The sequence below is a fragment of the Oceanospirillum sp. genome (assembly GCF_048265165.1).
Classification (GTDB): domain Bacteria; phylum Pseudomonadota; class Gammaproteobacteria; order Pseudomonadales; family Halomonadaceae; genus Oceanospirillum.
This window is the reverse complement of sequence record NZ_JBLXCD010000007.1, coordinates 60,018-81,969: the sequence shown is the minus strand read 5'-3', so window position 1 is coordinate 81,969 and position 21,952 is coordinate 60,018. Positions and strand designations below refer to the sequence as shown.

The following is a 21,952-nucleotide window of genomic DNA, read 5'->3' as shown; positions in this document are numbered from 1 at the left end:
AATCTTTTTTTCAAAAAAGGCTTGACCAAAATATTCTGATCTCTATAATGCGGTCTCGAAAGTTGAGCACAGTTCCCTGATAGCTCAGTTGGTAGAGCAGTAGACTGTTAATCTATTGGTCGCAGGTTCGAGTCCTGCTCGGGGAGCCAATTTTCTAATCCGGCTAAAGGCCGGTTTTTTTTATGCCTGAAATTCCTCACCTGCCTTCTTCTCAAGACACCGCTTTTTCAAATACTATATTTCTTCTCTCTTATCAGAAAAATCTACAGCCTGAACCTGACCGCTCGCTATTACAGACAAAATCCGAGATTTACTTCCGTAATAATACAGGATTGATCAGGCACATAAATCAGCCTGACCAAACCTGCAGTAAAACCTAGGAAATATCAGGCAGACTATTAAAGCATTTAAGAACCTGATAAAGCTTATAAGCATCCCGGCTTCCTGCCAGCTCACGCACCGAGTGCATAGCAAACTGAGGCACTCCTACATCAATCGTCCTCACGCCCAGCTCTGCCGAAGTAATCGGCCCTATCGTGCTCCCGCAAGCCAGATCACTGCGCATAATAAAGCTTTGCACCTCAACCCCAGCTTGTTGACAAGCAAGCCTGAACCAGGCAGAACTTTCACTATTTGAGGCATAACGCTGATTGGCATTCAGCTTGATAACAGGGCCGGCATTTAAAAGAGGAGCATGATTGTTATCATGGTAGCTGGCGTAGTTCGGGTGAATACCGTGTGCATTATCACAGGACACCATCATAGAAGCCGCAATCATCTGCTGATAACGCTCTTCATGTCCGGCGATGCGCTTCAGGACCGACTGCAGGAAAGGCCCCTGAGCCCCGGATGCACTCATACTGCCTACCTCTTCGTGATCATTACACACCAGAAGTGACGGAACCTCCTGCGGAGCATCCAACAAAGATTTCAAGCCAATAAAGCAACTCAGCAAATTATCCAGGCGAGCTGAGGCGATAAAATCATCTTTAAAGCCGATAACTGCAGCGGTTTGAGTGTCATAGGCAAAGCACTCATGCTCCAGAACTTCAGAAACATCGGTGACTCCCTGGGCTTCGAGCTGACCTTTTAGAAGATCATCAAAACTCTGAGCACCCTCTTCCTGCTGCATCAGAACAATGGGCAGATGATTCTGGGCATTAATTTCAACGCCCTTATTGGCCTCACGATTCAGATGGATTGCCAGGTTCGGCACCGTTCCTATAGGTCGCTCAAAGTTAATCAGCGCATGCCGGATACCATCGGACGAGTCCCGATATGAAACCCGACCAGCAACAGACAGATCGCGATCAAACCAGGTACTTAGCAAAGCACCACCATAAACCTCAACACCTAAACGCAAAAAACCCTGCCCCTTCTGGTCAGGGTTTGTTTTTACCTTCAGACAAGGGCTGTCGGTGTGAGCTCCCGACATACGAAAGCCCGTTGCTGTTGCATCTCCCTCTGCAGGCAATGTAAACGCAATGACGGAAGATTGATTGCGGGTGACCACATAACGCCCACCGGGCTTCAGCGCCCAGCTATTACGCTCTTCCAATACTTCAAATCCTGTCGACAAGCATGCCTCGACTATGTTTTTTGTTGCATGAAAGGGCGTAGGGGAAGCATCAAGAAAGGTTAAAAGCTGCTGGTTGAAATCATTCTGAGTCATGGGTACCCCGGCGACAAAAAAACAAAGAAGAAAGGAAACCGTCAGGCCTTTGCAGTTCTTAACTGAACCAAAACGAACGGCATGGTGTATTATAACAAATCATGACTTTTTAATAGCGTTCCCGAAAAAGGACGGCTTTCCTGGCAAATAGATCAGGTTTTATCGTACGACTGCCTTGATTCCCGACAAACAGTAACCATATTCTTTGCAAAGTCATAGAGTTAACTCAAACAATATCCATAAGATTACTTAACAGGTTTCCTTCAATTACGAAGCAAGCCTCCGGCCCGGAGAGTTGAATGATAACCACGGTTACCCGCCGCTTACTGGCACTGCTTTTAGTCAGCAGTCTTACAATCGGCACAGCACTGGCTGAAGTCCCTGATGCAATCGGAACTCTGGCACCAACAGAATCTCAGCAAAAAGCCGCTCAAGATATCGTTGAACGCCTGAATTATGGCCACTACCGGGAAGTTGAGCTCAATGATCAGCTATCCAAAGAGATCTATCTGCACTTTCTGGAAGAACTCGATGGAAATAAGGCCTATTTCACACAAACAGAAATCAACCACTTCAATAAATACCAGCATCGTCTCGATGATGGCCTGAAAGAGGGTGATCTGGCCGCTGCATTCGAAATCTACAACCTGTACCAGCAAAAGGTTGAATCCCGTATTCAAAGCCAGCTAAAGCAGCTGGATACGTTTTCGGACGATTATACCTTTGAGCGAAACGATGCTCTGATGATCGACCGGGAAGACTTTGCCTGGGCAGCAGATGAGAAAGAGCTTGATCAACTATGGAGCAAGCGCCTTGAAAACAGCCTGCTCAGCCTTAAGCTATCCGGCAAAGACCTTGCTGATGCAAAGAAAACACTGAAGCGCCGCCTTGAGAATCAACTGAAACGCATCACTCAAACCCGCAGTGAAGATGTCTTTCAGATCTATATGAATTCTTATACACAGTTATATGACCCTCATACTCAGTATCAGTCGCCCCGCAGTTCTGAAACTTTTAATATTCGGATGAAGCTCTCTCTCGAGGGTATTGGTGCACTTCTGCAAACAGAAGACGAGTTCACCAAAGTTGTTAGTCTGGTTCCGGGAGGCCCGGCTGCGAAAGCCGGCGAACTGAAACCGGCAGATAAAATTATTGGTGTCGGTCAGGATGATGAAAACATTGTTGATGTTGTTGGCTGGCGACTGGATGAGGTCGTTGACCTGATTCGAGGTCCTAAAGCCAGTACAGTTCGCTTGCAGGTGATACCTGCCAATGCCACCGACAACAGCCAAACTCAGATAGTTTCTATTGTCCGCAATACCGTTAAACTGGAAGACCAGGCTGCCAAAAAATCCATTGTCACGCTGAATGAGAATGGCGAGGATAAAAAGATCGGCATCATTGATATTCCTGCATTTTATGTAGACTTTGATGCCTGGCGACAGGGAAAAGAAGACTATCGCAGCACGACCCGTGATGTCTTACGCCTGATCAATGAACTACAGGCTGAAGATATTGATGGCTTGGTGATTGATCTGCGTAACAATGGTGGTGGTGCCTTACAGGAAGCCAACTCTCTGGTAGGCCTGTTTATCGAACGCGGCGCAACCGTTCAGGTTCGTAATGCAGAAGGTCGCATCGACATTCTGGGAGACCCGGATAAAAGCGTCGCCTACACCGGCCCTCTGGCGGTTCTGGTCAATCGCCTCAGCGCATCAGCATCAGAGATCTTTGCCGGAGCCATTCAGGACTACCAGCGCGGTCTCGTTATTGGTAGCCAGACGTTCGGGAAAGGCACAGTTCAGTCCGTCACCCCTCTGGATCATGGACAATTAAAGCTAACCCGGGCCAAGTTCTACCGGATCTCCGGTGAAAGCACTCAGCATATGGGCGTGGTGCCTGATATTCAGTACCCAAGCCTTGTGGACACCGAACAGGTTGGTGAAAGCGCACTGGAGTTTGCTCTGCCCTGGGATAAGGTTCAGGCCGTACGTCACAAAGAGTACAGCCCGTTATCCCTCTGGTTACCGCAGCTTAAAGAGCGCCATCAGGCTCGTGCAGAGCAAGACCCTGACCTGATGTATCTTGCCGCCCAACAAGCGCTGTTTGAACAGATGCGATCTGTCAAACAGATCAGTCTGAATGAACAAGCCCGCAAAGCCGAAAGTGATCGTATTGAAGCTCAACAATTAGCTTTAGAAAATAAGCGTCGCACCGCTAAGGGACTCAAGCAACTGGAAAAACTAAGCGATATTCCTGACAAGGAAGAAGACCCGAATCAGGATGTTGAGTTAGTGGAAAGTGGCCGTATCCTGCTGGATATGATTGAACTGGCCAACACAGCAATGGCAGATGTTGACTGATATAAAAAGGCCCTGCTGTCTGCCAGCAGGGCCTGCTTTTATTCTCTCATCATAGCAGAGCTATAAACCAACACTCTTACGCTTTCTGTCAGAAACCGATTTCAGCCCTTTCCGCACCATCCGGTACACCACATCCGTTACCTGGCGCTTATCTTCTTCAAGACGGGCAAGAGGTGTAATCTCAAAGTTAGCCCCGAAAAGCCACTCAATCTCAGTCGCATCCACTGAAAATGGAGGCCCTGCGGGCTTATCATGCTCAAGGCTGACCAGTAGCATTTCAACTGCAGGAGAGAGCATCTGAGCAAGGTGAAACGCATAGCGGTGGCGCTTTGCTTCAGGCAACGCTACCAAAGAAGCACGATCATAAACGGCCGTGACTGATACCATATGTTGACGGTGCAGATGGAACATATCACCACAATAGAGCAGATAAGGTCCAGCCTGGTAACTGGAAAGCTGGTCCGCCACCTGCGTATGAACCGGCGATAGCCCCTGAGCGATAAAGAAATCCGTCACCGCCCGCTCACTCAACTCGACGCCGATAACCTGCCACCCCTGGTCTGCCAGCCAAACCATATCATTACTCTTGCCACAAAGTGGCACCAAGACAACGCGGCGCTCTTTAACAGCTGCCTCGGAAAGGTCATCAGAAGCCAATAGTTTTTCAGGCACCGGATTCCAATACGCCGGCAAGGCAGGATGCACGTCATCCTGATGAAAACCAATTCGCCCTTCTTCCCAACGCTGATGCCAGAATGCCTTATCCATACCGAATCCTACTGTTTCAGGTCTGTTGTGCTAATAATATATCAGGCCCACACAAAACCGCTGATGTTTTAAACCAGCCTGCTATTGTGACTTCGATGAACCATCCAAAACTCCGATAATACAAGGTCTGCCTCAAATTGACAGGCTCTTCATAATCGTAATCTATGGAACTCAGGCCTATAAAGAGCATGACCGGCACGTAAAGCTTTTAGCTTGCACCCCGTTGGCAACTTCCCAAAGGCAGATGGACAGCATAGCCGCGGACAGAACACTCTATACCTACCCTTACTTAAGCGAGTTTTTCTATACCAGAGCTATGCGCTTGGCTTTTCGACTCGTATAATGGTGCGTTTTTTATCGGCAGCGACAACGACGCTACTGATCCTTATTTCCGTACCAAGAACGAACAGGTGTTTTCCCATGGCTAAAAAGTTATTCATCAAAACCCACGGGTGCCAGATGAATGAGTATGACTCCGCCCGTATGGCCGATCTTCTGGGTGAGAGCCATGAACTGGAGCTTACTGATAACGAAAACGAAGCAGATGTTGTCCTGCTGAATACCTGTTCGATCCGAGAAAAAGCTCAGGACAAAGTTTTTCACCAGCTAGGCCGCTGGAAAAAACTGAAAGATAAAAATCCCGATCTTGTGATTGGCGTTGGTGGCTGTGTCGCCAGCCAGGAAGGCGATAACATCCGTAAACGCGCCAAGCACGTCGACGTCATCTTCGGCCCTCAGACCCTACACCGCGTACCGGAAATGATTGATGCCTCTAAGCAGAATAAGATTTCGGTAGTCGATGTTACTTTTCCTGAGATTGAAAAATTTGACCGCCTGCCAGCCCCAAAAGTGGAAGGAGCTTCCGCTTTTGTTTCCATCATGGAAGGCTGTAGTAAATACTGCACCTTCTGCGTGGTGCCCTATACCCGAGGGGAAGAGGTTTCACGACCGTTTGAGGACGTCATCGCAGAGGTCGTGCATCTGGCAGACCAGGGTGTGCGCGAAATCAACCTGTTAGGGCAAAATGTTAATGCCTACCGGGGGCACAATGCAGAAGGTGAAGAGATTGACCTGGCCGAGCTGATTAGCTTTGTAGCTGCTGTTGAGGGTATTGATCGCATCCGCTTTACCACCTCGCATCCAGTGGAGTTCAGTGACAGCCTGATTGAAGCCTATAAAGATACCCCTGAACTGATCAGTCACCTGCACCTTCCGGTACAGAGTGGCTCAGATACGATTCTGGCAGCGATGAAACGCGGCCACACCCGTGACGAGTATATCAGCAAGATGGAACGTATCCGTGCTAACCGCCCGGAAATCAGTTTCTCATCCGATTTTATTGTTGGCTTCCCGAATGAAACGGATCAGGATTTTGAAGATACTATGAACCTGATCGCTCAGATCGGCTTTGATCACTCCTTTAGTTTTATCTATAGCCCCCGTCCGGGTACACCGGCCTCCGATATGGCAGACAACACGCCGGAAGAGGTGAAAAAGCAGCGCCTGAATATATTACAGGACCGAATTAACCAGCAGTCCATGCAGATCTCCCGCCGTATGGTGGGGAATACAGAACGTATCCTGGTAACAGGGTTTTCTCTGCGTGATCCGGGAGAGCTTCAGGGACGCACCGAGAATAACCGTGTGGTGAACTTTCGCACCGAAGACCCCATGGAGCTGATCGGGCGCTTTATCGATGTGAAAATCACCGAAGCTTTCCCAAATTCATTACGTGCCGAGCGTATTGATAACCTTAGCTACTGATCTGCAGACCATACCGAGGTATCCTGACCGTTTCAGCTGCAGCCTGATTGTATAGGCTTAAGCTGAAGCGGATTCGCTATACTGAATTCTGAACTCACGATGCTTTAAGCTTTTTGTCACACCTCGCAGGCAAGCTGATAAAATACTTAGCCTGAAGGGACACAAGATGCTGGCAACAACAGGTAACGCTTTGAACAGTAACAGCCAAACTCATATCCTGAAGCTCGACTTAGAACCCAACGATGCCCAGCGCCTGGCCAATCTGTGCGGCCTGCATGATGAGCATCTGCGTCTGATTGAAAGCCGGATGAATATCATCATCCGCAATCGCAGTAATCAGTTCCAGTTGGCCGGTGAACTAAATCTGGTAAAAGCGGCAGCCAGTCTTCTTGAGTCTCTGTACCAGGATACAGGGAAGAAAGAGCTGACCCCAGAATCGATCCACCTGCACCTGCAAAGCTCTGGTATTAGCGAGATGCTGAACGCCAGTCAGCAAAACAGCGAGGGCGCAGCTGATAAGCTGATTACCTTGCGAACCCCCAAAGGCACCATCCAGCCACGTGGGCCAAACCAGCAGAAATATGTACGCACTGTTCTGACCAATGATATCAACTTTGGTGTTGGCCCTGCTGGTACCGGTAAAACCTACCTGGCAGTAGCCTGTGCCGTTGAAGCTTTAAGCAATGATGAAGTCCGCCGTATTCTGCTGGTACGTCCGGCGGTTGAAGCTGGTGAAAAACTGGGTTTCTTGCCCGGGGATCTATCCCAGAAAGTCGACCCTTACCTGCGACCTCTGTACGACGCCCTTTATGAGATGCTTGGTTTTGAGCAGGTTGCCAAACTAATTGAACGTAATATTATTGAAGTTGCACCTCTGGCCTATATGCGTGGCCGGACACTGAATAATGCGTTTATTATTCTGGATGAAAGCCAGAACACCACCCGGGAACAGATGAAAATGTTCCTGACCCGGATCGGTTTTGGCTCAACAGCCGTGATTACAGGTGATGTTACTCAGGTGGATCTGCCAAAAGGTCAGAAATCAGGCCTGATACACGTGCTGGATGTTCTTGATGGCGTTGACGGTGTCGGTGTGACCCGCTTTGATTCCAAAGATGTGGTACGCCACCCGATGGTTCAGCGCATCGTTGAGGCCTACGATAAACATGAGGCCGAAGCTGAAATTAAGGAACAACAAGCCCGTCAGGCCCGTGAAGCTGCGCGCAAAGAGGCACTCAGAGAAGCGCTGTCTGAGGCCCATGAGACTCCGGAAAATACAAAAAAGACCGATAAGTAGCGAACCTCCAATGACTCAGGCACTGATTGATCTGCAGATTGCATGTGATAATAATAACCTGCCCAATGAGCCAGATCTGGCACGCTGGGTTCAGGTTGTTCTGGATGCCCACGAAGACACAGGGAATGAAGTCACCATTCGAGTGGTGACACCTGAAGAGAGCCAGCAGCTCAACCACCAATACAGAGGAAAAGAGAAGCCGACGAATGTCTTATCTTTTCCTTTTGAATCACCACCCGATCTTGCATTACCCTTATTGGGTGACCTGATCGTCTGTGCCGATGTTGTCGCACAGGAAGCGGTCGAACAACACAAAGCCCTGCAAGACCACTGGGCTCATATGATCATCCATGGATGTCTGCATCTGTTAGGTTATGATCATATTGCAGACGAGGAAGCCGAAGAGATGGAATCTCTAGAGATAGAACTTCTGGCAAGCCTCAATATAAAAGATCCCTACTATCTGGACTAAACCATCCACTTAGGACAGAAAACAGGGTACAAAGGAAACACACTGATGAGCGAAGACCGATCGAGCAACGGTCAGGGTCAACGATCCTGGCTTCAGAATTTTATGACATCCCTGACCGGCGAACCTAAGACACGCCGTGAGCTTCTGGAGTTTATCCGGGACGCAGAACAGCGCCTGCAGCTTGATGCTGAAGCGATGAACATCATCGAAGGCGCACTGCAAATCAATGAGATGCAGGTTCGGGACATCATGATACCTCGTTCGCAGATGGTTGCCGTTAAAGATGGTCAGCAACCGGAAGACTTTCTTTCTCTGATTATTGAGTCAGCTCACTCCCGATTCCCCGTCATTGGGGAGAACCCGGACGAGGTGGTCGGTATATTGTTAGCAAAAGACATGCTGCCGCTGATTCTTCAGAAAAACGCTCCCCCATTCAATATTCGCGACATTATGCGCCCGGCTACCTTCATTCCGGAGTCCAAGCGCCTCAACAGCCTGTTAAGTGAGTTCCGTGTTAAGCGCAATCATATGGCGATTGTCGTTGACGAATATGGCGGCGTCGCAGGCCTGGTGACAATCGAAGATGTTCTGGAACAGATCGTTGGCGATATTGAGGATGAGCACGATATCGAAGAAGATGATATGGATATCAGGATTATCAGCGATGGCCAGTTTATCGTTAAGGCTCTGACGCCTATTGACGACTTTAACGAGAGCTTTGGCACTCACTTCAGTGATGATGAGTTTGATACCATTGGCGGTATCGTTATGCAGCGTTTTGGACATCTGCCTAACCGCAATGAAACCACCATGCTTGAAGGCCTGGAGTTTAAAGTTCTGAATGCCGACAATCGCAGAATCCGCCTACTGCAGGTAATAACTCATTCAGGCTGAGTTTAAAACCTCATTACTATCTGGACAATACCGGTGCCCCGTTGCATCGGTATTTTTTTACCTGCCTCTTAGACTTGGCATTTTATTCGCTGATTTAACGGTTAGGAAATCTACATGTTTTCAGCAGGATAGCCTTTTGGTAGGCTGCGGCATACGAAAAATTGACGGGTTTTTGCAAGCATGGCACTGACAGGCGTTTTTAAGAATCTATCGAACAGACAGGGACTTCACCGCTATCTGCTTGCAACGCTCGCGGGTTGGCTACTTCCTCTCTCTTTTGCCCCTCATAATTACTGGTTAGTCACACCTCTGGCCGTTGCCTTGTTGTTGACCGCTATGAAAGCAGGTCGAACGGCGACAAAGCTAAACGGTAAATTCAAAGCCAACTTTACGCTGGGCTGGTTCTTTGGTCTGGGTTTTTTTGGTAATGGTGTTTCCTGGATTTACATCAGCATCCATGACTACGGGTATACCGGAGTTCCGTTAGCTTTGGTTCTGACCACTATCTTTGTTATGGCCTTATCTCTGCTTTCGGCTCTCCAGTACGGCCTTTATCAACGCTTCTTTTCTTACGTTTCACCGGTCTGGAGCTTCCCCGCACTTTGGGTGCTATTTGAATGGCTCAGAAGTTGGCTGTTAACTGGTTTCCCTTGGCTATACCTGGGCACAGGGCTGGTAGACTCCAGTATTTCAGGTTGGCTGCCTGTCGGAGGGGTTTATCTCGGAAGCTTTCTTCTGGTGATGACTGGCAGCCTGCTTTTTCAGCTGAGCCAGCAAAAACTGCGGTTACGGACATTTACTGCATGGTTGATCTTTATCTTTGCCGGAGGCCACCTGCTCAATAATATTCAGTGGACTCTACCCTCAACAAAAGGAACCGTAGAGGTCGCTCTGGTACAAGGTAATATTGACCAGAACGAAAAGTGGCAGCGGCAATATCGGCAGAAATTCCTGCAACTCTATTACGATCTGACACTGGACGTTCAAAACAATGGCCTGGTGGTCTGGCCGGAAACCGCGGTTCCTTTGCTATATCGCAACTCAGGTGCCTACTTTGACCAGGTGTTGGCAGATCTGCCTTCAGGTACGGCTCTTATTTCTGGCATCCCTCAGCAAGTAAACCCTGACTCAGGACAACCGGCACAGTTCTATAACAGCATTATGGTTAAAGGAGCCGGAGAGGGTTTATACCAGAAACAAAAATTAGTCCCCTTCGGCGAATATGTGCCTCTGGAGCACTTGCTGAGAGGCGCTATAAATTTCTTCAATTTACCAATGTCAAACTTTGTAGCAGGTTCACCAAACCAGCCGCTGCTTACTGCAAAAAACCTAAAAATTGCACCGTTTATCTGCTATGAAGTTGTGTACCCTGAGTTTGTCCGTCAACAGGCACAAGACAGTGACCTGCTGATCACCATTTCAAACGACAGCTGGTTTGGTCATTCCGTTGGCCCTCTGCAGCATCTTCAGATGGCTCAGGCAAGAGCAGCCGAAAATGGTCGTTATATGCTACGCAGTACCAATAACGGTATTACAGCTATTATTGATTCTAAAGGGCATATTCTTGCCAGTGCACCTCAGTTTGAGCAGGCTATAGTGCGAGGTGAGGTTTATAGCATGACAGGGCAAACTCCTTTTGCTCAAACAGGAAGCCAGCCTCTTCTGGTTTTCTGCGGGTTAATTCTGTTGCTACAGCTCCTACAAAGCCGGAAGCAGCAGCGTACTATTCATCTCTTTCATTAGGTGAAAATTAATCAGCCTAAAGCCAATTGCAAGAACAGCTAAAGCAACCTAGCTTCAGCTGTTCTTCATTATCCGGCTCTTTTGATATCCTCAGGTTTATTTACCAATGGCCCGATTATCGACCACCCGTCAAAAACGTCGTCACTTTCTCTACTCGCGCCAGAGGTAAGCCCTCTACCTGAGACTCCACAATAAACCTGATCTCCTGGGTTAACCCTTCAGGGTCAGGTGCACATACGCGATAGGCGCGCCAGCCCGCATTGTTATTATCCAGGCTTAACTTCTGATCTCCGTGTAAAATCATCCCCTCCATACCCTGAGCGCTGATCTTAACCTGATCAAAACCTTGCTTGTAGCCTTCAACTTTAACCCGATAGTGATTACAAACCTGGCTATCCCCCAACCGGGTAAAGAGGGCACCGCGGTCACGTCGAACCTCCAAAAGCAGATCCTTCGTCTGTGCAAAACCAAACGCCACGACAGATAGCGTCAGCAGCATAACCACGCCATAGCCAACTAATTTAGGCCGAAATCTGCTTTCCGGTTGAACTGTACCCGATAGCTCCTTCTCAGAAGCAAAACGGATCAGCCCTTTGGGCTTCCCTATTTTATCCATCACCTGATCACAAGCATCAATACAGGCACCGCAATCAATACAGGCCGCCTGAAGCCCATCACGAATATCAATACCTGTTGGGCATACCTGCACGCAAATCGTACAGTCGATACAGTCACCGGAAGGTTCTTTGCCCACTAAAGCCATGTCAGAGGCTAATTCTGCTGTCTCTGGCTCCAGTACAGCATGACGCCTTCCTCCACGCACACGACGGGGCTCACCTCGGACTGCATCATAACTGACCGTTCGGGTGTTTTTATCAAACATGACCCCCTGGAAGCGTGAATAAGGACAGGCATGCAAACAGATCTTTTCCCGAACCAAACCTGCATTCACATAGGTCAGTAGTGCCATGGAGATTAACCATCCCCAAACCGCTAGGGACAGTTCGAAACTAAAAAAACCTGAGAAAAGCTCACGCACAGGCAGAAAATATCCTGTGAATGTCAACGCAGTCAAAAAAGAGAACATCAACCATAGAAGGTGCTTTGCCAAACGCCGCAGTAACAGCATGCCTTTTAAAGGCTGCGCATCATTTCTCGCCCTTTGGCTCGCCTTGCCTTCCGTTAGCTGCTCAATGCGTATAAACAGCCACGTCCAGATACTTTGTGGACAGGCAAAGCCACACCAGACACGACCCCAGCCCACGGCCATAAAAAACAGCAAGCAGGCACCTGCAATCATTAACCCAGCCATAAGCGGTAAATCATGCCAGGCCAGCTGACCACCAAACAGGTAGATCCGGCGCTCCTCAAAAGAAAATAACAAAAGCGGCCTGCCATTCCACTGCAGCCAGGCTAAAAGAAAGAACGCTGCAATCATCGGCCCACTGGTCAGCCGTCTTATATTTTGAAAACGACCCTCTGTCAGGCGTACATGAAATTTATGTGGCCCTTCAATCATCTCCGAGTCTGAGCGGACTCGGCTAACAGGAATTTGCTGCATGACTTCATCTCAAGTTTATCCAGATGGCAGCAGCATACTCAGGAAGAACAATAAGGATCAGGTCTAAAAAATTATTTTTTTATAGGTACAGATAGCCATGCCTTTTACCACCTAATAAATCTACCCATTAGTGCACATACAGCATACGCTTCGCACCATCCGAGGGCATAAATATAAGTAGTGAAGCTACTTTTATAGCCCAATACATAGACATCAATACTTTGGTCGAACAACAGGCATGTAACCTATTGATATTAAAGAACTATAAAAACATGGCATGTACACTGCATTATAAGAGAAGTCCAACGCAGGACTTGGTTGTTAGTACTTAGCTTATTATTCGAGGCGTTTGCCTTTTGAATCCGCGTTTATCGACACTGCTTTCAGTGTTGATAAACGCTTTTTTTTGCCTATCGATCGAGGAAATTGAGGTAGGGTGTAAAGCGCAAAAAAAGTGACGATATAAAGGAGGTCAACAACTCACTTCTAAAATGCAGAGCGCAAACTGACCCAGTGCAACCCCTCTTCCTGGTCAATTGAAGGTACATCTTCGACACTGCATCCGAGAACACGACTCAGACTTTCCTTAGCGAGATAATCCGTATTATTTTTATCACTGATATGCGCCGCTACCACATGCTGTAATTTATCGTGTTGCAACTCCTGCAGCAGAGCCTGAGCCTGACCATTACTCAGATGACCATAAGCACCGCCAACCCGACGCTTTAGCTTTGGTGGATAGGGTCCTTGCTGCAGCATCTGAGGATCATGATTGGTTTCAAGAATCAGGCCTTCGCAGCGGGCATAACACTGGCGTATATGTGGAGTTATACTGCCAAGGTCTGTCAGCACCCCCAGTCGGGTATCGCCGTCCCCTACTACATACTGAATGGGTTCTTTCGCATCATGGGGAACAGGAACTGGCTCAATCTCAAGATCACCAATGGCAAACTTTTTATGACTGCTAATCAAACGCAGGTCTGGTACTTCACCTAAACGCCCGGTCAGGTAAGTGCCATGACTGCAATATACAGGAACACCGCAGGCCCGAGCGACACGCCCTACCCCTCCAATATGATCTCCATGTTCGTGAGTGACCAGCACTCCGTCAAGATCATCAAGGCTTAACCCCAGGCGCTCTAAACGCCCCCGCGTATCTTTTACACCGAAACCACAGTCGATCAGAATACGGGTACTCTTTTTTTCAATCAGGGTCGCATTACCCCGGCTACCACTGCCAAGGGAGGCAAAACGCATTGCAGTCACAAGATCATCCGAAGCAAAAACGCCCCGCAACCTAAGGCTCGGGGCGCTGTATAACAGCAAAAAGATTAAACCTGATATCAGGTTCAGTCTATCTAGTTCAACAGTTTACGAACACTCATCAGAATTTGACGGGCTTCCCGCGGATTAACAGCTTTTCCGTTCTGCTGAACACGTATAGAAACAGGAGATGACCCCGTCAATACCAACTGATACTGAGATTCAGGGCCGGGCTTACTCGCCCAGCGGGTAAGGAAGCTACTACGCTCCTCCTCCGGCAACCAAACAATTGTAAACTCTCGTTTGACAGCATCGGCGTTAAGCAGTCTTTGTTCATCTTCGCTGAACTGCTCCATCAGTAATAGCTCAAGGCCAATCCAGGTACGGTCTGCATCAGTCCCTAACATCAAAACGGGATCCTGCCCTCCAGCAGCCTGAAGCACAATCGTTTTTTCCCGGCTGATATTCTGAGCCAATAACGAGACACTTTGCGATGTTAACTCCTGACCGAAAAGCCGGGCATTTATCTGGCTCAGCAGTGCTTTTGCAGCACTATCTGTCCGCACACCACCCTGTCGGCTCAACAGTTCCAAATCACTGAAACCACCACGAATTCCCTGCCGTAATACTGCCAAAACAGGCTGAGCATTTAGCTGATTATCAGGAACAAACGAGATACGTCCTGTAGATGGGTTTGCAGTTTCAACCCTCCAGTTAAGTTGCTCAAACTGGCTCTGCAGCATCGGCCAGGCAACCGCAGGAGGGTTAGAGATTGACAGCCAAAGGCGCGAATCAACGCCTTCTGCAGCAGTAAACTCCTTCAGCTCAGAGGGCGGCAGATCTTCATCGACAACAGGCATAGCGTCCGGACGTGGAACAGTAAACTCGTCATCAAGCTGCTCCTGGTCCGTAATATCCGGCAGAGGCATCGCTTGATTAAGTTGGCGCACACCAGCAGAGTCTGGCAGAGAAATAGCCGGATACTCTTTTGCCTCTGCATAGTCTGCTTTACGATCATAGTAATAGCCGGAGGAACTACAGCCAGCTAACAGAAAGCCGGTTAGCACAAGGCCACCGGCTGTCAGTTTGTTCAAGCCCTTTCTGGACATTGTGACTTCCCGATCAGTTATCCGATAATTCCGGCATGTTGCAGAGCTTCACGAACGGTTGCATGGTACTGATCGGAAAGAACAGTCAGCGGTAGACGAATACCCGTTCCCATCATTCCCATCTCAGCAACAGCCCACTTAACCGGAATGGGGTTTGATTCAACAAAGAGTGCACGATGCAACGGCATCAAGCGAGTATTGATCTGGTGTGCAGTAGAGGCATCGCCATTCAAAGCAGCAGCACAAAGCTCAGACATCTGACGCGGTGCAACGTTCGCAGTAACCGAAATGTTGCCATCACCACCCTGCAGGATAAAATCAGCTGCAGTCAGGTCATCACCGGAAAATAGCAGGAAGCCCGAACCTTCAAGACGCACCATAAGCTCTTTTCCACGCTCAACATCACCGGTAGCATCTTTCAAGGCCACAATGTTCTCAAGCTTGCTCAGACGAACAACGGTTTCATTGTGGAGATCAACAGCGGTTCGTCCTGGCACATTATACAGAATCACCGGCAGGTCACTGGCCTCAGCTACAGCTTTAAAGTGCTGAAACAAACCTTCCTGAGTTGGCTTATTATAGTATGGCGTGACGGACAGACAATAATCGGCGCCGACTTTCTTAGCGAATTTACTCAGCTCTACCGCTTCTGCCGTGTTATTTGCACCAGTCCCGGCAATAACAGGTATGCGACCATTAACCTGTTCAACCACCTTTCGGATGACGTCAAAGTGCTCTTCAAATGACATCGTGGTGGGTTCACCTGTGGTGCCCGCTGCAACAATTGCATCGGTACCGTTTTCCAGATGGAACTCAACCAGACGATGCAGTGCTTCCCAATCGATAGCTCCCGAGGTAGTCATTGGGGTTACCAATGCAACAATACTGCCTTTGATCATCTGTTGTCTCCGAAAAAAACGCGAAAAAAGCGAAAACCCAATGTTACTTTTGCCCTAGCCTGAACACAAGCACTCGCTTGGGGATATACGCGAATTCAACAGCAATCACTACACACACTATTTACCAGAGGATCAGGCCACAAGCCAACCATAGATACAACAAGACAGATAAAAGGGTTTGGGGCACTGGCCTTAGAGATTACTTAACGGTCACGCAGCATAAGCAGCCGTATGTGATTTCTGGGAGAACGGCATAAAGCGTACTTGTGCGGAGCTGAAGTCATGATCGGTATCCAGTATCAGCGCATCCGCTGCAGCCTGTTGAATCAGCAAAGTACCATCCGCCGCTAAACGTGCCGGAGCCAGTACAACACGATAATCCTGCTCACTGCCATTACTCAACATAAAGAGTGCATCATCATCTTTGACATGATGACTGACACGCACATCACCGGTAATGCTTTCCCGTACAGTATGGATCTCATCACGGGCGCACTGAACCGATGGCCCGCCATCAAACAGATCCACGTAACCGGCAAACTGGAAACCTTCTTTTTTCAGCATATGCAGCGCAGGGGCAGAAGAGTCATTAGGTTTTCCGATGACGTCACGAGCCTCCTGGGGCAGAAGGTCAATATAGATCGGATATTTCGGCATAAGATCAGAGATAAACTGCGTGCCTTTCAGTGCGACGGTGTTGACCGCTTCCTGAAAATCAATACCGAAGAACTGCCGACCAAGATTTTCCCATAGGGGCGAATCACCGGCCTCATCTTGCCAGCCACGCAGTTCAGCCATCACCGTATCGCTAAAGCGTTCAGGGAAATCAGCCATCGCCAGAAAGCGAGCACGGGATAAAAACTGGCCCATACCCGGCTTACGATATTCTGGGGAAACAAACAGAGAACCCACTTCAGTGGCGCCGGTATAGTCATTCACCATGCTCAATACTCGAGCCTGACGAGTTACAGCCAGATCATTACAGCTGCTGACCAGTGTGGATATTTTATAAGAATAGAAGGGACGATCCAGGCCGATACCGGTATAAATAGCCGTTGAACCGATCACATGACCAAATTCCGGGTCTTCCAACACCATAAAGTAGGTGCTCATCGGGTCTTTTTTACCCTGTTCAGAAAAAGCGCGCTCGGTGGCTTCAATCTTTTTCAGCCAAGCCTCACGATCTGCAGGCATAGAGGTCATTCCCCGCCCCACGGCTTGAGACAGAGCCATTAGATCATCAAGATCTGCCCGTTGGCATGGACGAATAATCAACATAAGCCTTCCTTTCCTTCTCAGGTCTGCTATCCGGTAAAACAGACCCGACAACAGTGTTCTTAATCTATTGTTATATGCTGGCATCCCAATAAAAACATGCCGCTTCTATGATCCTAATTTTAGTTTCGAAGTAACAAAATGAGTTGTTTGATTTCGGGGAAAAAGTGCAGATATTGCAGAATATATTCCAGATCACAAAATAAAATTCGGCATTATTAAAAAAGCTTGCGCCGTTTGCAGCAGAAACGCAAACTACACCACAACCGCTACAGCACTGGCATTACCAGGCTTAAAGTGTGTAATTGGTAATAAAAACAACTGTCATCGCTGCTAAAAGAACCTATAAAATGCAACTGGATAAGATAAGTCGAAATATTCTTTCGACCCTGCAAAAAGAAGCCAGAATTACCAACCAGGAACTGGCCGATCGCGTGGGATTATCACCCAGCTCCTGTCTTAACCGAGTCAGAAAGCTGGAAGAAGCTGGCCTGATCGGCCCTTACCTGAGCACTGTCAATCTGCCAAAAATCTGCCGAAGTGTAGAGGTCATTGTCACCGTCAGCCTGAAAGACCAAAGCACAGAGGCGTTCAGAACATTTCAGGCCGCAGCCCAAAGCCATCCGGAAGTGGTGGAATGTTACACCGTTAGCGGCAGCTTTGACTTTTTTCTACGCATCGTCGCACCGGATATGATGCGCTATAACGAAATCAACGATCAGCTGTTAGATGTATTACCCGGTATGGTGAACCTGAGCAGCCATGTGGTCTTAACAACGGTTAAACCTTTCCGAGGGTATCCACTGAATGCCCTGATGGATGAAAATTGCTAGCTATTGATTTCAGGAAAGTCACCCGCAAGCTTAAAAACCGGCAGAGACATAATCTGCGAACGCTTTAAAACAGATAATATGGGAACCTCCATGACAGAACTTGAACAGCCGATGACCGAGCACCTGTTGATCGAAGACCTTATTGAAGGCACTGGTACTGAAGTAAAAAAAGGCGGAGCCTTGGTAACGGCGCACTATCGCGGCTGGCTGGAAGATGGCACCGAGTTTGATAACTCCTACGACAAAGGCCAGCCGTTCCAGGTGGTACTCAGCCGTAAAAAAGTGATTGCCGCTTGGGTAGAAGGCTTAAAAGGTATGAAAGTCGGCGGAAAACGCAAACTACAAGTCCCCGCAGCATTAGGCTATGGTGAACGCGGCTTTGGTGACAAGATTCCACCCAACAGCAATCTTATTTTTGAGATTGAACTGCTGGAAGCGCTGAACCGGGAGTAATGCGCAGAAAAACAGGAAGAGACTGACGCAACGACTCTAAAGCCGCTTCGAGGCTCGTTGATAGACTTCGTCTTTTTCCCGTTTTCCAATAGCCACAACAAAAACCGTCACCGTATCATCGATAACCTGATAAATCAGGCGATAACCCGAAGCACGCAATTTGATTTTATAACAATGATCCAATTCCCGAAGCTGGTTAGCAGCAACATGGGGGTTTTCGAGTACCTCTGCTAACTTCTTCTTAAACTGCTGGCGAACACTATCACCTAACTTGTGCCACTCCTTTAGCGCCCGACGATCAAAGTCGAGGTTATAAGTCATCCAGACTGACCCTCACAGGCTGTGGATTCTTCAGACGTTCCCGCACTTCGTTCAGAAGCTGCTCATCTTCATCCGTCATCAGTGCTTTTTTGAATGGCAGACGTCCTGTCTCCGCAACATATTCCAAAGTTTGCCGTAATAGTTCTGAAGGGGTGACCCCCAACTCCTGTAGCGCCTGATAGGAACGCTCTTTAAGCTCATCATCAACCCGAAACGTGACATTGCCCATTTCTTACACCTCGCACTACAAATGTAATGACAATTGTAGTACAAGCTATTTATTTTAACGACAAAAACCTGACCATTTCTGATCAGGAGTAAGAATGTACAAAAAGAGAACATCAACAGCTCGGGTTAGAAGCGCGCTTTCGAGTTAAATCGATCAAACCCGCTGAAATGGATACACAGAACCCAATTGCAAAATCTGAGTCAGCTCATCCAGTGCGGTACGAGATTCGATCAGCAACTGAGGATCAGCCAGATCGGCGTCCACAATGCGATCACGGTAGTGACGCTCGACCCAGCTATTCAGCGTATCGAACAACTCATCACTCATGCGGGTGGCTGGATTAAAGGCCGCCAGTTCCGCTTCGTTCATTGCCACACGCAGACGTAAGCAAGCGGGGCCGCCGCCATTACTCATGCTTTGTTTCAGATCGAACACTTTGAGTTCATCGATCGGGCTGTTGCCATTGACCAGCTCAGACAGATAGCCCCAAACCCGTTCGTTGTTCTTACACTCCTCCGGTATCACCAGCAGGGTGCGGCCATCCGGCAGGCTCAGCAGTTGGCTGTTAAACAGATAGCTCTGAACTGCATCTTCTACGGATACACGATTCGCGGGAACTTCCACAACCTGGAAGCGGCCACCCATGGCATCGGTCAGTTGTTGTTTAACCGCCGCCTGATCCAGAAACGCCTGTTCATGGCAGAAGAGCGTATCCCGGTTGCCTACCGCGATCACATCGTTGTGGAAAACTCCGGCATCAATCACATCCGGATGTTGCTGTGCATAAACCACATGGCTAGCGCTCAGGCCGTGCAGACGGGCCACCGCCTGAGACGCTTCCAGCGTATGACGCGCTGGGTACTTTATGGGTTCTGGACAGTTCTTGGCTTCTGGATAACGACTGTCGAAAGCACTACGACCGAAAACAAAAAACTCAACCCCCTGCTCGCCGTACTCATAGCAGAAACGGGTATGGTTCGCCGCACCTTCATCACCAAAGTGCTCCACACCCGGTAGCGCCGGATGGTGGGCAAAGTGGTTTTCATCAGCAAAGGTCGCCCGCAAAATACGGCCTGTGGTTTCATGTTCAATCGAACGGTGAAACTTGTTAGTCAGGTTCGCCGGTGTGAAATGCACCTTGCCATCAGCTGTGTCCGCACTGGGGGAGACCGTAGCGGCGTTAGCCGTCCACATACTGGATGCAGAACAACAGGCGGCCAGAATACGTGGTGCTTCTTTTGCCGCCTGCGCCAGCACATCAGCATCGGAACCGGTAAAACCCAGACGGCGCAGGGTAAACAGATCAGGACGCTCCTGGGGTGCCAGTATCCCCTGAACCAAGCCCATATCGTGCAGGGCTTTCATTTTTTGTAAGCCCTGCAACGCCGCTAGCTTTGGGTTAGATGCATGAGCTCCGTTACTCTGAGATGCGACGTTTCCAAACGACAAGCCGCTATAGTTGTGCGTTGGCCCCACCAGACCATCAAAGTTTGCTTCAAATGCTTTCATTATCCACCTGCTATTGAATACGTTTTATTTGATGGTCAGACCCGGAGATAAATTCTCCGGCAATACCAGATGATCCGCTTCCATCCCTGCAACAGGGTAAGAGCAGTAATCTGCCGCATAGTAAGCACTGGCACGATGATTACCACTGGCGCCCACACCACCAAACGGAGCACTGCTTGCTGCGCCGGTCAGCTGTTTGTTCCAGTTCACGATACCGGCACGGATACGGTCATAGAAATAATTAAAGCGCTCTTCACTGTCGCTAAACATACCCGCAGACAGACCGTATTGAGTATTATTGGCCTGACGGATCGCCTCATCAAAATCGCTGAAACGGATCACCTGTAGCAGCGGGCCAAAATATTCGTCATCCGGCAGCTTGTCCGCCTCAACCAGGGCGGTCACATCGATCAGACCCGGTGACAGAAAACCAGTACCCGGCTTCAGCTTTTCAAGCTTAACCAGAGGGCTGGCCCCTAGGGACAACAGGTTCTGTTGTGCGGCTACCATACCATCGGCTGCAGCTTCGGAGATCAGGCTGCCCATAAAAGGTGCGTCTTCATCAAACTGACCGCCCACTTTGATCAGGCTAACCGCTTCCTGCAGCTGAGCAATAAACTGGTCACCCCACTCGCCAACAGGTACAAACAGGCGACGGGCGCAGGTGCAGCGCTGACCACTGGTGATATACGCGGACTGAATCGTCTCGTGTACCGCAGCCTTCATATCGGTAACTTCATCGATGATCAGCGGGTTGTTGCCACCCATCTCCAGCGCCAGAATTTTGCCCGGATGACCGGCAAACTGCTCATGCAGGATATGACCCGTGCGGGAGCTGCCGGTAAAGAAGAGGCCGTCGATATCGTTGTGACCCGCCAGTGCGATACCGGTATCTTTCTGGCCCTGCAGTAGGTTTAAAACCCCCGCTGGCAGTCCGGCTTTCTCCCACAGTTGCACCATAAATTCTGCAACGTGCGGCGTCAGTTCACTGGGTTTCAGCAGCACGGTATTACCCGCCAACAGTGACGGTACGATATGACCATTCGGCAGATGACCGGGGAAGTTATAAGGGCCAAATACCGCAACCACACCATGAGGCTTATGACGCAGAACAGCGCGGGCACCGGCAACGTCACTGACACGGCTGCCGGTACGTTCGTTATAAGCGTTTACCGAGATCGCGATCTTACCGATCATGGCTGCGGCTTCGGTACGAGTTTCCCAGATCGGTTTACCGGTTTCCGTAGCGATAATCGTCGCCATCTCTTCTTTGTTTTCGCCCAATAGCTCAGCAAAGCGACGCGCAATCGCTTCACGGTCAGCAAAAGATGTCATCGCCCAATCGACAGATGCCGCACGCGCGGCTTCGATTGCGGTATTAACCTGAGCTGCGGAGGCTTCTCTGCCCTGCCAAACCACTTCGCCGATGGCGGGGTTCAGTGAGGTAAATTCAGAGCCTTCACCCGTCTGCCATGCGCCATTGATAAAACATTGGCCGGTATTGCTACTTGAAGTACTTGCAGTCAT

19 protein-coding genes and 1 tRNA gene are annotated in these 21,952 nt (G+C 49.0%); 9 read left to right on the top strand and 11 right to left on the bottom strand.

The genetic code is table 11. The features are described 5' to 3' along the window. The first annotated feature begins 73 nt into the window (after nt 1-73). Nucleotides 74-149: transfer RNA gene (locus ACN0R8_RS13365), tRNA-Asn, on the top strand. 227 nt (nt 150-376) lie between these two features. Here ACN0R8_RS13365 and ACN0R8_RS13360 read toward each other — a convergent pair. Continuing rightward, nucleotides 377-1,672, bottom strand: a complete 1,296-nt coding sequence (locus tag ACN0R8_RS13360; RefSeq protein WP_417598232.1) for a M18 family aminopeptidase — start codon at nt 1,670-1,672, stop codon at nt 377-379. Between the two features lie 299 nt (nt 1,673-1,971). Between ACN0R8_RS13360 and ACN0R8_RS13355 the strand changes: the two genes are divergently transcribed. After that, nucleotides 1,972-4,035: a carboxy terminal-processing peptidase gene (locus ACN0R8_RS13355; RefSeq protein ID WP_417598230.1), complete on the top strand. Its 2,064-nt coding sequence runs from the start codon at nt 1,972-1,974 to the stop codon at nt 4,033-4,035. Nucleotides 4,036-4,095: 60 nt separating this feature from the next. Here the strand turns inward: ACN0R8_RS13355 and ACN0R8_RS13350 are convergent, their stop codons facing one another. Next, the gene (locus tag ACN0R8_RS13350; RefSeq protein ID WP_417598228.1) at nt 4,096-4,803 is read right to left on the bottom strand and encodes a thiopurine S-methyltransferase; all 708 of its coding nucleotides are present in this window, start codon (nt 4,801-4,803) and stop codon (nt 4,096-4,098) included. A gap of 420 nt (nt 4,804-5,223) precedes the next feature. On the opposite strand from ACN0R8_RS13350, the gene miaB reads away from it, so the two are divergent. The 5 genes from miaB to lnt all read left to right on the top strand — a co-directional run bounded on the left by miaB (nt 5,224) and on the right by lnt (nt 10,973). Beyond that, the gene (miaB, locus tag ACN0R8_RS13345) at nt 5,224-6,567 is read left to right on the top strand and encodes a tRNA (N6-isopentenyl adenosine(37)-C2)-methylthiotransferase MiaB (RefSeq protein ID WP_417598226.1); all 1,344 of its coding nucleotides are present in this window, start codon (nt 5,224-5,226) and stop codon (nt 6,565-6,567) included. 166 nt (nt 6,568-6,733) lie between these two features. Continuing rightward, nucleotides 6,734-7,864, top strand: coding sequence for a PhoH family protein (locus ACN0R8_RS13340; RefSeq protein ID WP_417598224.1), 1,131 nt, complete (start codon nt 6,734-6,736; stop codon nt 7,862-7,864). Between the two features lie 10 nt (nt 7,865-7,874). Next, the gene (ybeY, locus tag ACN0R8_RS13335) at nt 7,875-8,336 is read left to right on the top strand and encodes an rRNA maturation RNase YbeY (RefSeq protein WP_417598222.1); all 462 of its coding nucleotides are present in this window, start codon (nt 7,875-7,877) and stop codon (nt 8,334-8,336) included. A 45-nt stretch (nt 8,337-8,381) separates the two neighbouring features. Beyond that, nucleotides 8,382-9,230, top strand: coding sequence for an HlyC/CorC family transporter (locus tag ACN0R8_RS13330; protein ID WP_417598220.1), 849 nt, complete (start codon nt 8,382-8,384; stop codon nt 9,228-9,230). Between the two features lie 180 nt (nt 9,231-9,410). Then, the gene (gene lnt, locus ACN0R8_RS13325; RefSeq protein ID WP_417598218.1) at nt 9,411-10,973 is read left to right on the top strand and encodes an apolipoprotein N-acyltransferase; all 1,563 of its coding nucleotides are present in this window, start codon (nt 9,411-9,413) and stop codon (nt 10,971-10,973) included. Nucleotides 10,974-11,088: 115 nt separating this feature from the next. Here lnt and ccoG read toward each other — a convergent pair whose 3' ends face one another. The 5 genes from ccoG to ACN0R8_RS13300 form a co-directional block, all read right to left on the bottom strand. Next, entirely contained in the window at nt 11,089-12,534 is a 1,446-nt protein-coding gene (gene ccoG, locus ACN0R8_RS13320) for a cytochrome c oxidase accessory protein CcoG (protein ID WP_417598216.1), read from the bottom strand. A gap of 486 nt (nt 12,535-13,020) precedes the next feature. Further along, complete coding sequence (locus ACN0R8_RS13315; RefSeq protein WP_417598445.1) at nt 13,021-13,791, bottom strand: MBL fold metallo-hydrolase; 771 nt, start codon at nt 13,789-13,791, stop codon at nt 13,021-13,023. A 101-nt stretch (nt 13,792-13,892) separates the two neighbouring features. Next, complete coding sequence (locus ACN0R8_RS13310) at nt 13,893-14,906, bottom strand: hypothetical protein (RefSeq protein ID WP_417598213.1); 1,014 nt, start codon at nt 14,904-14,906, stop codon at nt 13,893-13,895. A gap of 17 nt (nt 14,907-14,923) precedes the next feature. Continuing rightward, nucleotides 14,924-15,805, bottom strand: coding sequence for a 4-hydroxy-tetrahydrodipicolinate synthase (gene dapA / locus ACN0R8_RS13305; RefSeq protein WP_417598211.1), 882 nt, complete (start codon nt 15,803-15,805; stop codon nt 14,924-14,926). A 210-nt stretch (nt 15,806-16,015) separates the two neighbouring features. Continuing rightward, the gene (locus tag ACN0R8_RS13300) at nt 16,016-17,083 is read right to left on the bottom strand and encodes an arginine N-succinyltransferase (RefSeq protein WP_417598209.1); all 1,068 of its coding nucleotides are present in this window, start codon (nt 17,081-17,083) and stop codon (nt 16,016-16,018) included. Nucleotides 17,084-17,430: 347 nt separating this feature from the next. Between ACN0R8_RS13300 and ACN0R8_RS13295 the strand changes: the two genes are divergently transcribed. Next, complete coding sequence (locus tag ACN0R8_RS13295; RefSeq protein WP_417598207.1) at nt 17,431-17,913, top strand: Lrp/AsnC family transcriptional regulator; 483 nt, start codon at nt 17,431-17,433, stop codon at nt 17,911-17,913. 111 nt (nt 17,914-18,024) lie between these two features. Next, a complete protein-coding gene (locus ACN0R8_RS13290; RefSeq protein WP_417598443.1) occupies nt 18,025-18,366 on the top strand; it encodes an FKBP-type peptidyl-prolyl cis-trans isomerase in 342 nt (113 codons plus the stop codon). Nucleotides 18,367-18,402: 36 nt separating this feature from the next. On the opposite strand, the gene ACN0R8_RS13285 is transcribed toward ACN0R8_RS13290, so the two are convergent. The 4 genes from ACN0R8_RS13285 to astD all read right to left on the bottom strand — a co-directional run bounded on the left by ACN0R8_RS13285 (nt 18,403) and on the right by astD (nt 21,952). Next, nucleotides 18,403-18,687: a type II toxin-antitoxin system RelE family toxin gene (locus ACN0R8_RS13285; protein WP_078320240.1), complete on the bottom strand. Its 285-nt coding sequence runs from the start codon at nt 18,685-18,687 to the stop codon at nt 18,403-18,405. Then, the gene (locus ACN0R8_RS13280; protein ID WP_417598205.1) at nt 18,677-18,916 is read right to left on the bottom strand and encodes a type II toxin-antitoxin system RelB/DinJ family antitoxin; all 240 of its coding nucleotides are present in this window, start codon (nt 18,914-18,916) and stop codon (nt 18,677-18,679) included. The genes ACN0R8_RS13285 and ACN0R8_RS13280 overlap by 11 nt, the downstream gene beginning before the upstream one ends. A gap of 153 nt (nt 18,917-19,069) precedes the next feature. Beyond that, nucleotides 19,070-20,425, bottom strand: coding sequence for an N-succinylarginine dihydrolase (gene astB / locus ACN0R8_RS13275; RefSeq protein ID WP_417598202.1), 1,356 nt, complete (start codon nt 20,423-20,425; stop codon nt 19,070-19,072). A 24-nt stretch (nt 20,426-20,449) separates the two neighbouring features. After that, nucleotides 20,450-21,952, bottom strand: coding sequence for a succinylglutamate-semialdehyde dehydrogenase (gene astD, locus ACN0R8_RS13270; protein ID WP_417598200.1), 1,503 nt, complete (start codon nt 21,950-21,952; stop codon nt 20,450-20,452).

Bases quoted from the DNA above. Each gene is read 5' to 3' on its own strand.
- ACN0R8_RS13285 (WP_078320240.1), bottom strand. From the start codon at position 18,687: ATGACTTATAACCTCGACTTTGATCGTCGGGCGCTAAAGGAGTGGCAC.
- miaB (WP_417598226.1), top strand. From the start codon at position 5,224: ATGGCTAAAAAGTTATTCATCAAAACCCACGGGTGCCAGATGAATGAG.
- ACN0R8_RS13350 (WP_417598228.1), bottom strand. From the start codon at position 4,803: ATGGATAAGGCATTCTGGCATCAGCGTTGGGAAGAAGGGCGAATTGGT.
- ybeY (WP_417598222.1), top strand. From the start codon at position 7,875: ATGACTCAGGCACTGATTGATCTGCAGATTGCATGTGATAATAATAAC.
- ACN0R8_RS13310 (WP_417598213.1), bottom strand. From the start codon at position 14,906: ATGTCCAGAAAGGGCTTGAACAAACTGACAGCCGGTGGCCTTGTGCTA.
- astB (WP_417598202.1), bottom strand. From the start codon at position 20,425: ATGAAAGCATTTGAAGCAAACTTTGATGGTCTGGTGGGGCCAACGCAC.
- ACN0R8_RS13330 (WP_417598220.1), top strand. From the start codon at position 8,382: ATGAGCGAAGACCGATCGAGCAACGGTCAGGGTCAACGATCCTGGCTT.
- ACN0R8_RS13360 (WP_417598232.1), bottom strand. From the start codon at position 1,672: ATGACTCAGAATGATTTCAACCAGCAGCTTTTAACCTTTCTTGATGCT.
- ACN0R8_RS13295 (WP_417598207.1), top strand. From the start codon at position 17,431: ATGCAACTGGATAAGATAAGTCGAAATATTCTTTCGACCCTGCAAAAA.
- dapA (WP_417598211.1), bottom strand. From the start codon at position 15,805: ATGATCAAAGGCAGTATTGTTGCATTGGTAACCCCAATGACTACCTCG.
- ACN0R8_RS13290 (WP_417598443.1), top strand. From the start codon at position 18,025: ATGACCGAGCACCTGTTGATCGAAGACCTTATTGAAGGCACTGGTACT.
- ccoG (WP_417598216.1), bottom strand. From the start codon at position 12,534: ATGCAGCAAATTCCTGTTAGCCGAGTCCGCTCAGACTCGGAGATGATT.
- astD (WP_417598200.1), bottom strand. From the start codon at position 21,952: ATGACTGCAAGTACTTCAAGTAGCAATACCGGCCAATGTTTTATCAAT.
- ACN0R8_RS13315 (WP_417598445.1), bottom strand. From the start codon at position 13,791: ATGCGTTTTGCCTCCCTTGGCAGTGGTAGCCGGGGTAATGCGACCCTG.
- ACN0R8_RS13280 (WP_417598205.1), bottom strand. From the start codon at position 18,916: ATGGGCAATGTCACGTTTCGGGTTGATGATGAGCTTAAAGAGCGTTCC.
- ACN0R8_RS13300 (WP_417598209.1), bottom strand. From the start codon at position 17,083: ATGTTGATTATTCGTCCATGCCAACGGGCAGATCTTGATGATCTAATG.
- ACN0R8_RS13355 (WP_417598230.1), top strand. From the start codon at position 1,972: ATGATAACCACGGTTACCCGCCGCTTACTGGCACTGCTTTTAGTCAGC.
- lnt (WP_417598218.1), top strand. From the start codon at position 9,411: ATGGCACTGACAGGCGTTTTTAAGAATCTATCGAACAGACAGGGACTT.
- ACN0R8_RS13340 (WP_417598224.1), top strand. From the start codon at position 6,734: ATGCTGGCAACAACAGGTAACGCTTTGAACAGTAACAGCCAAACTCAT.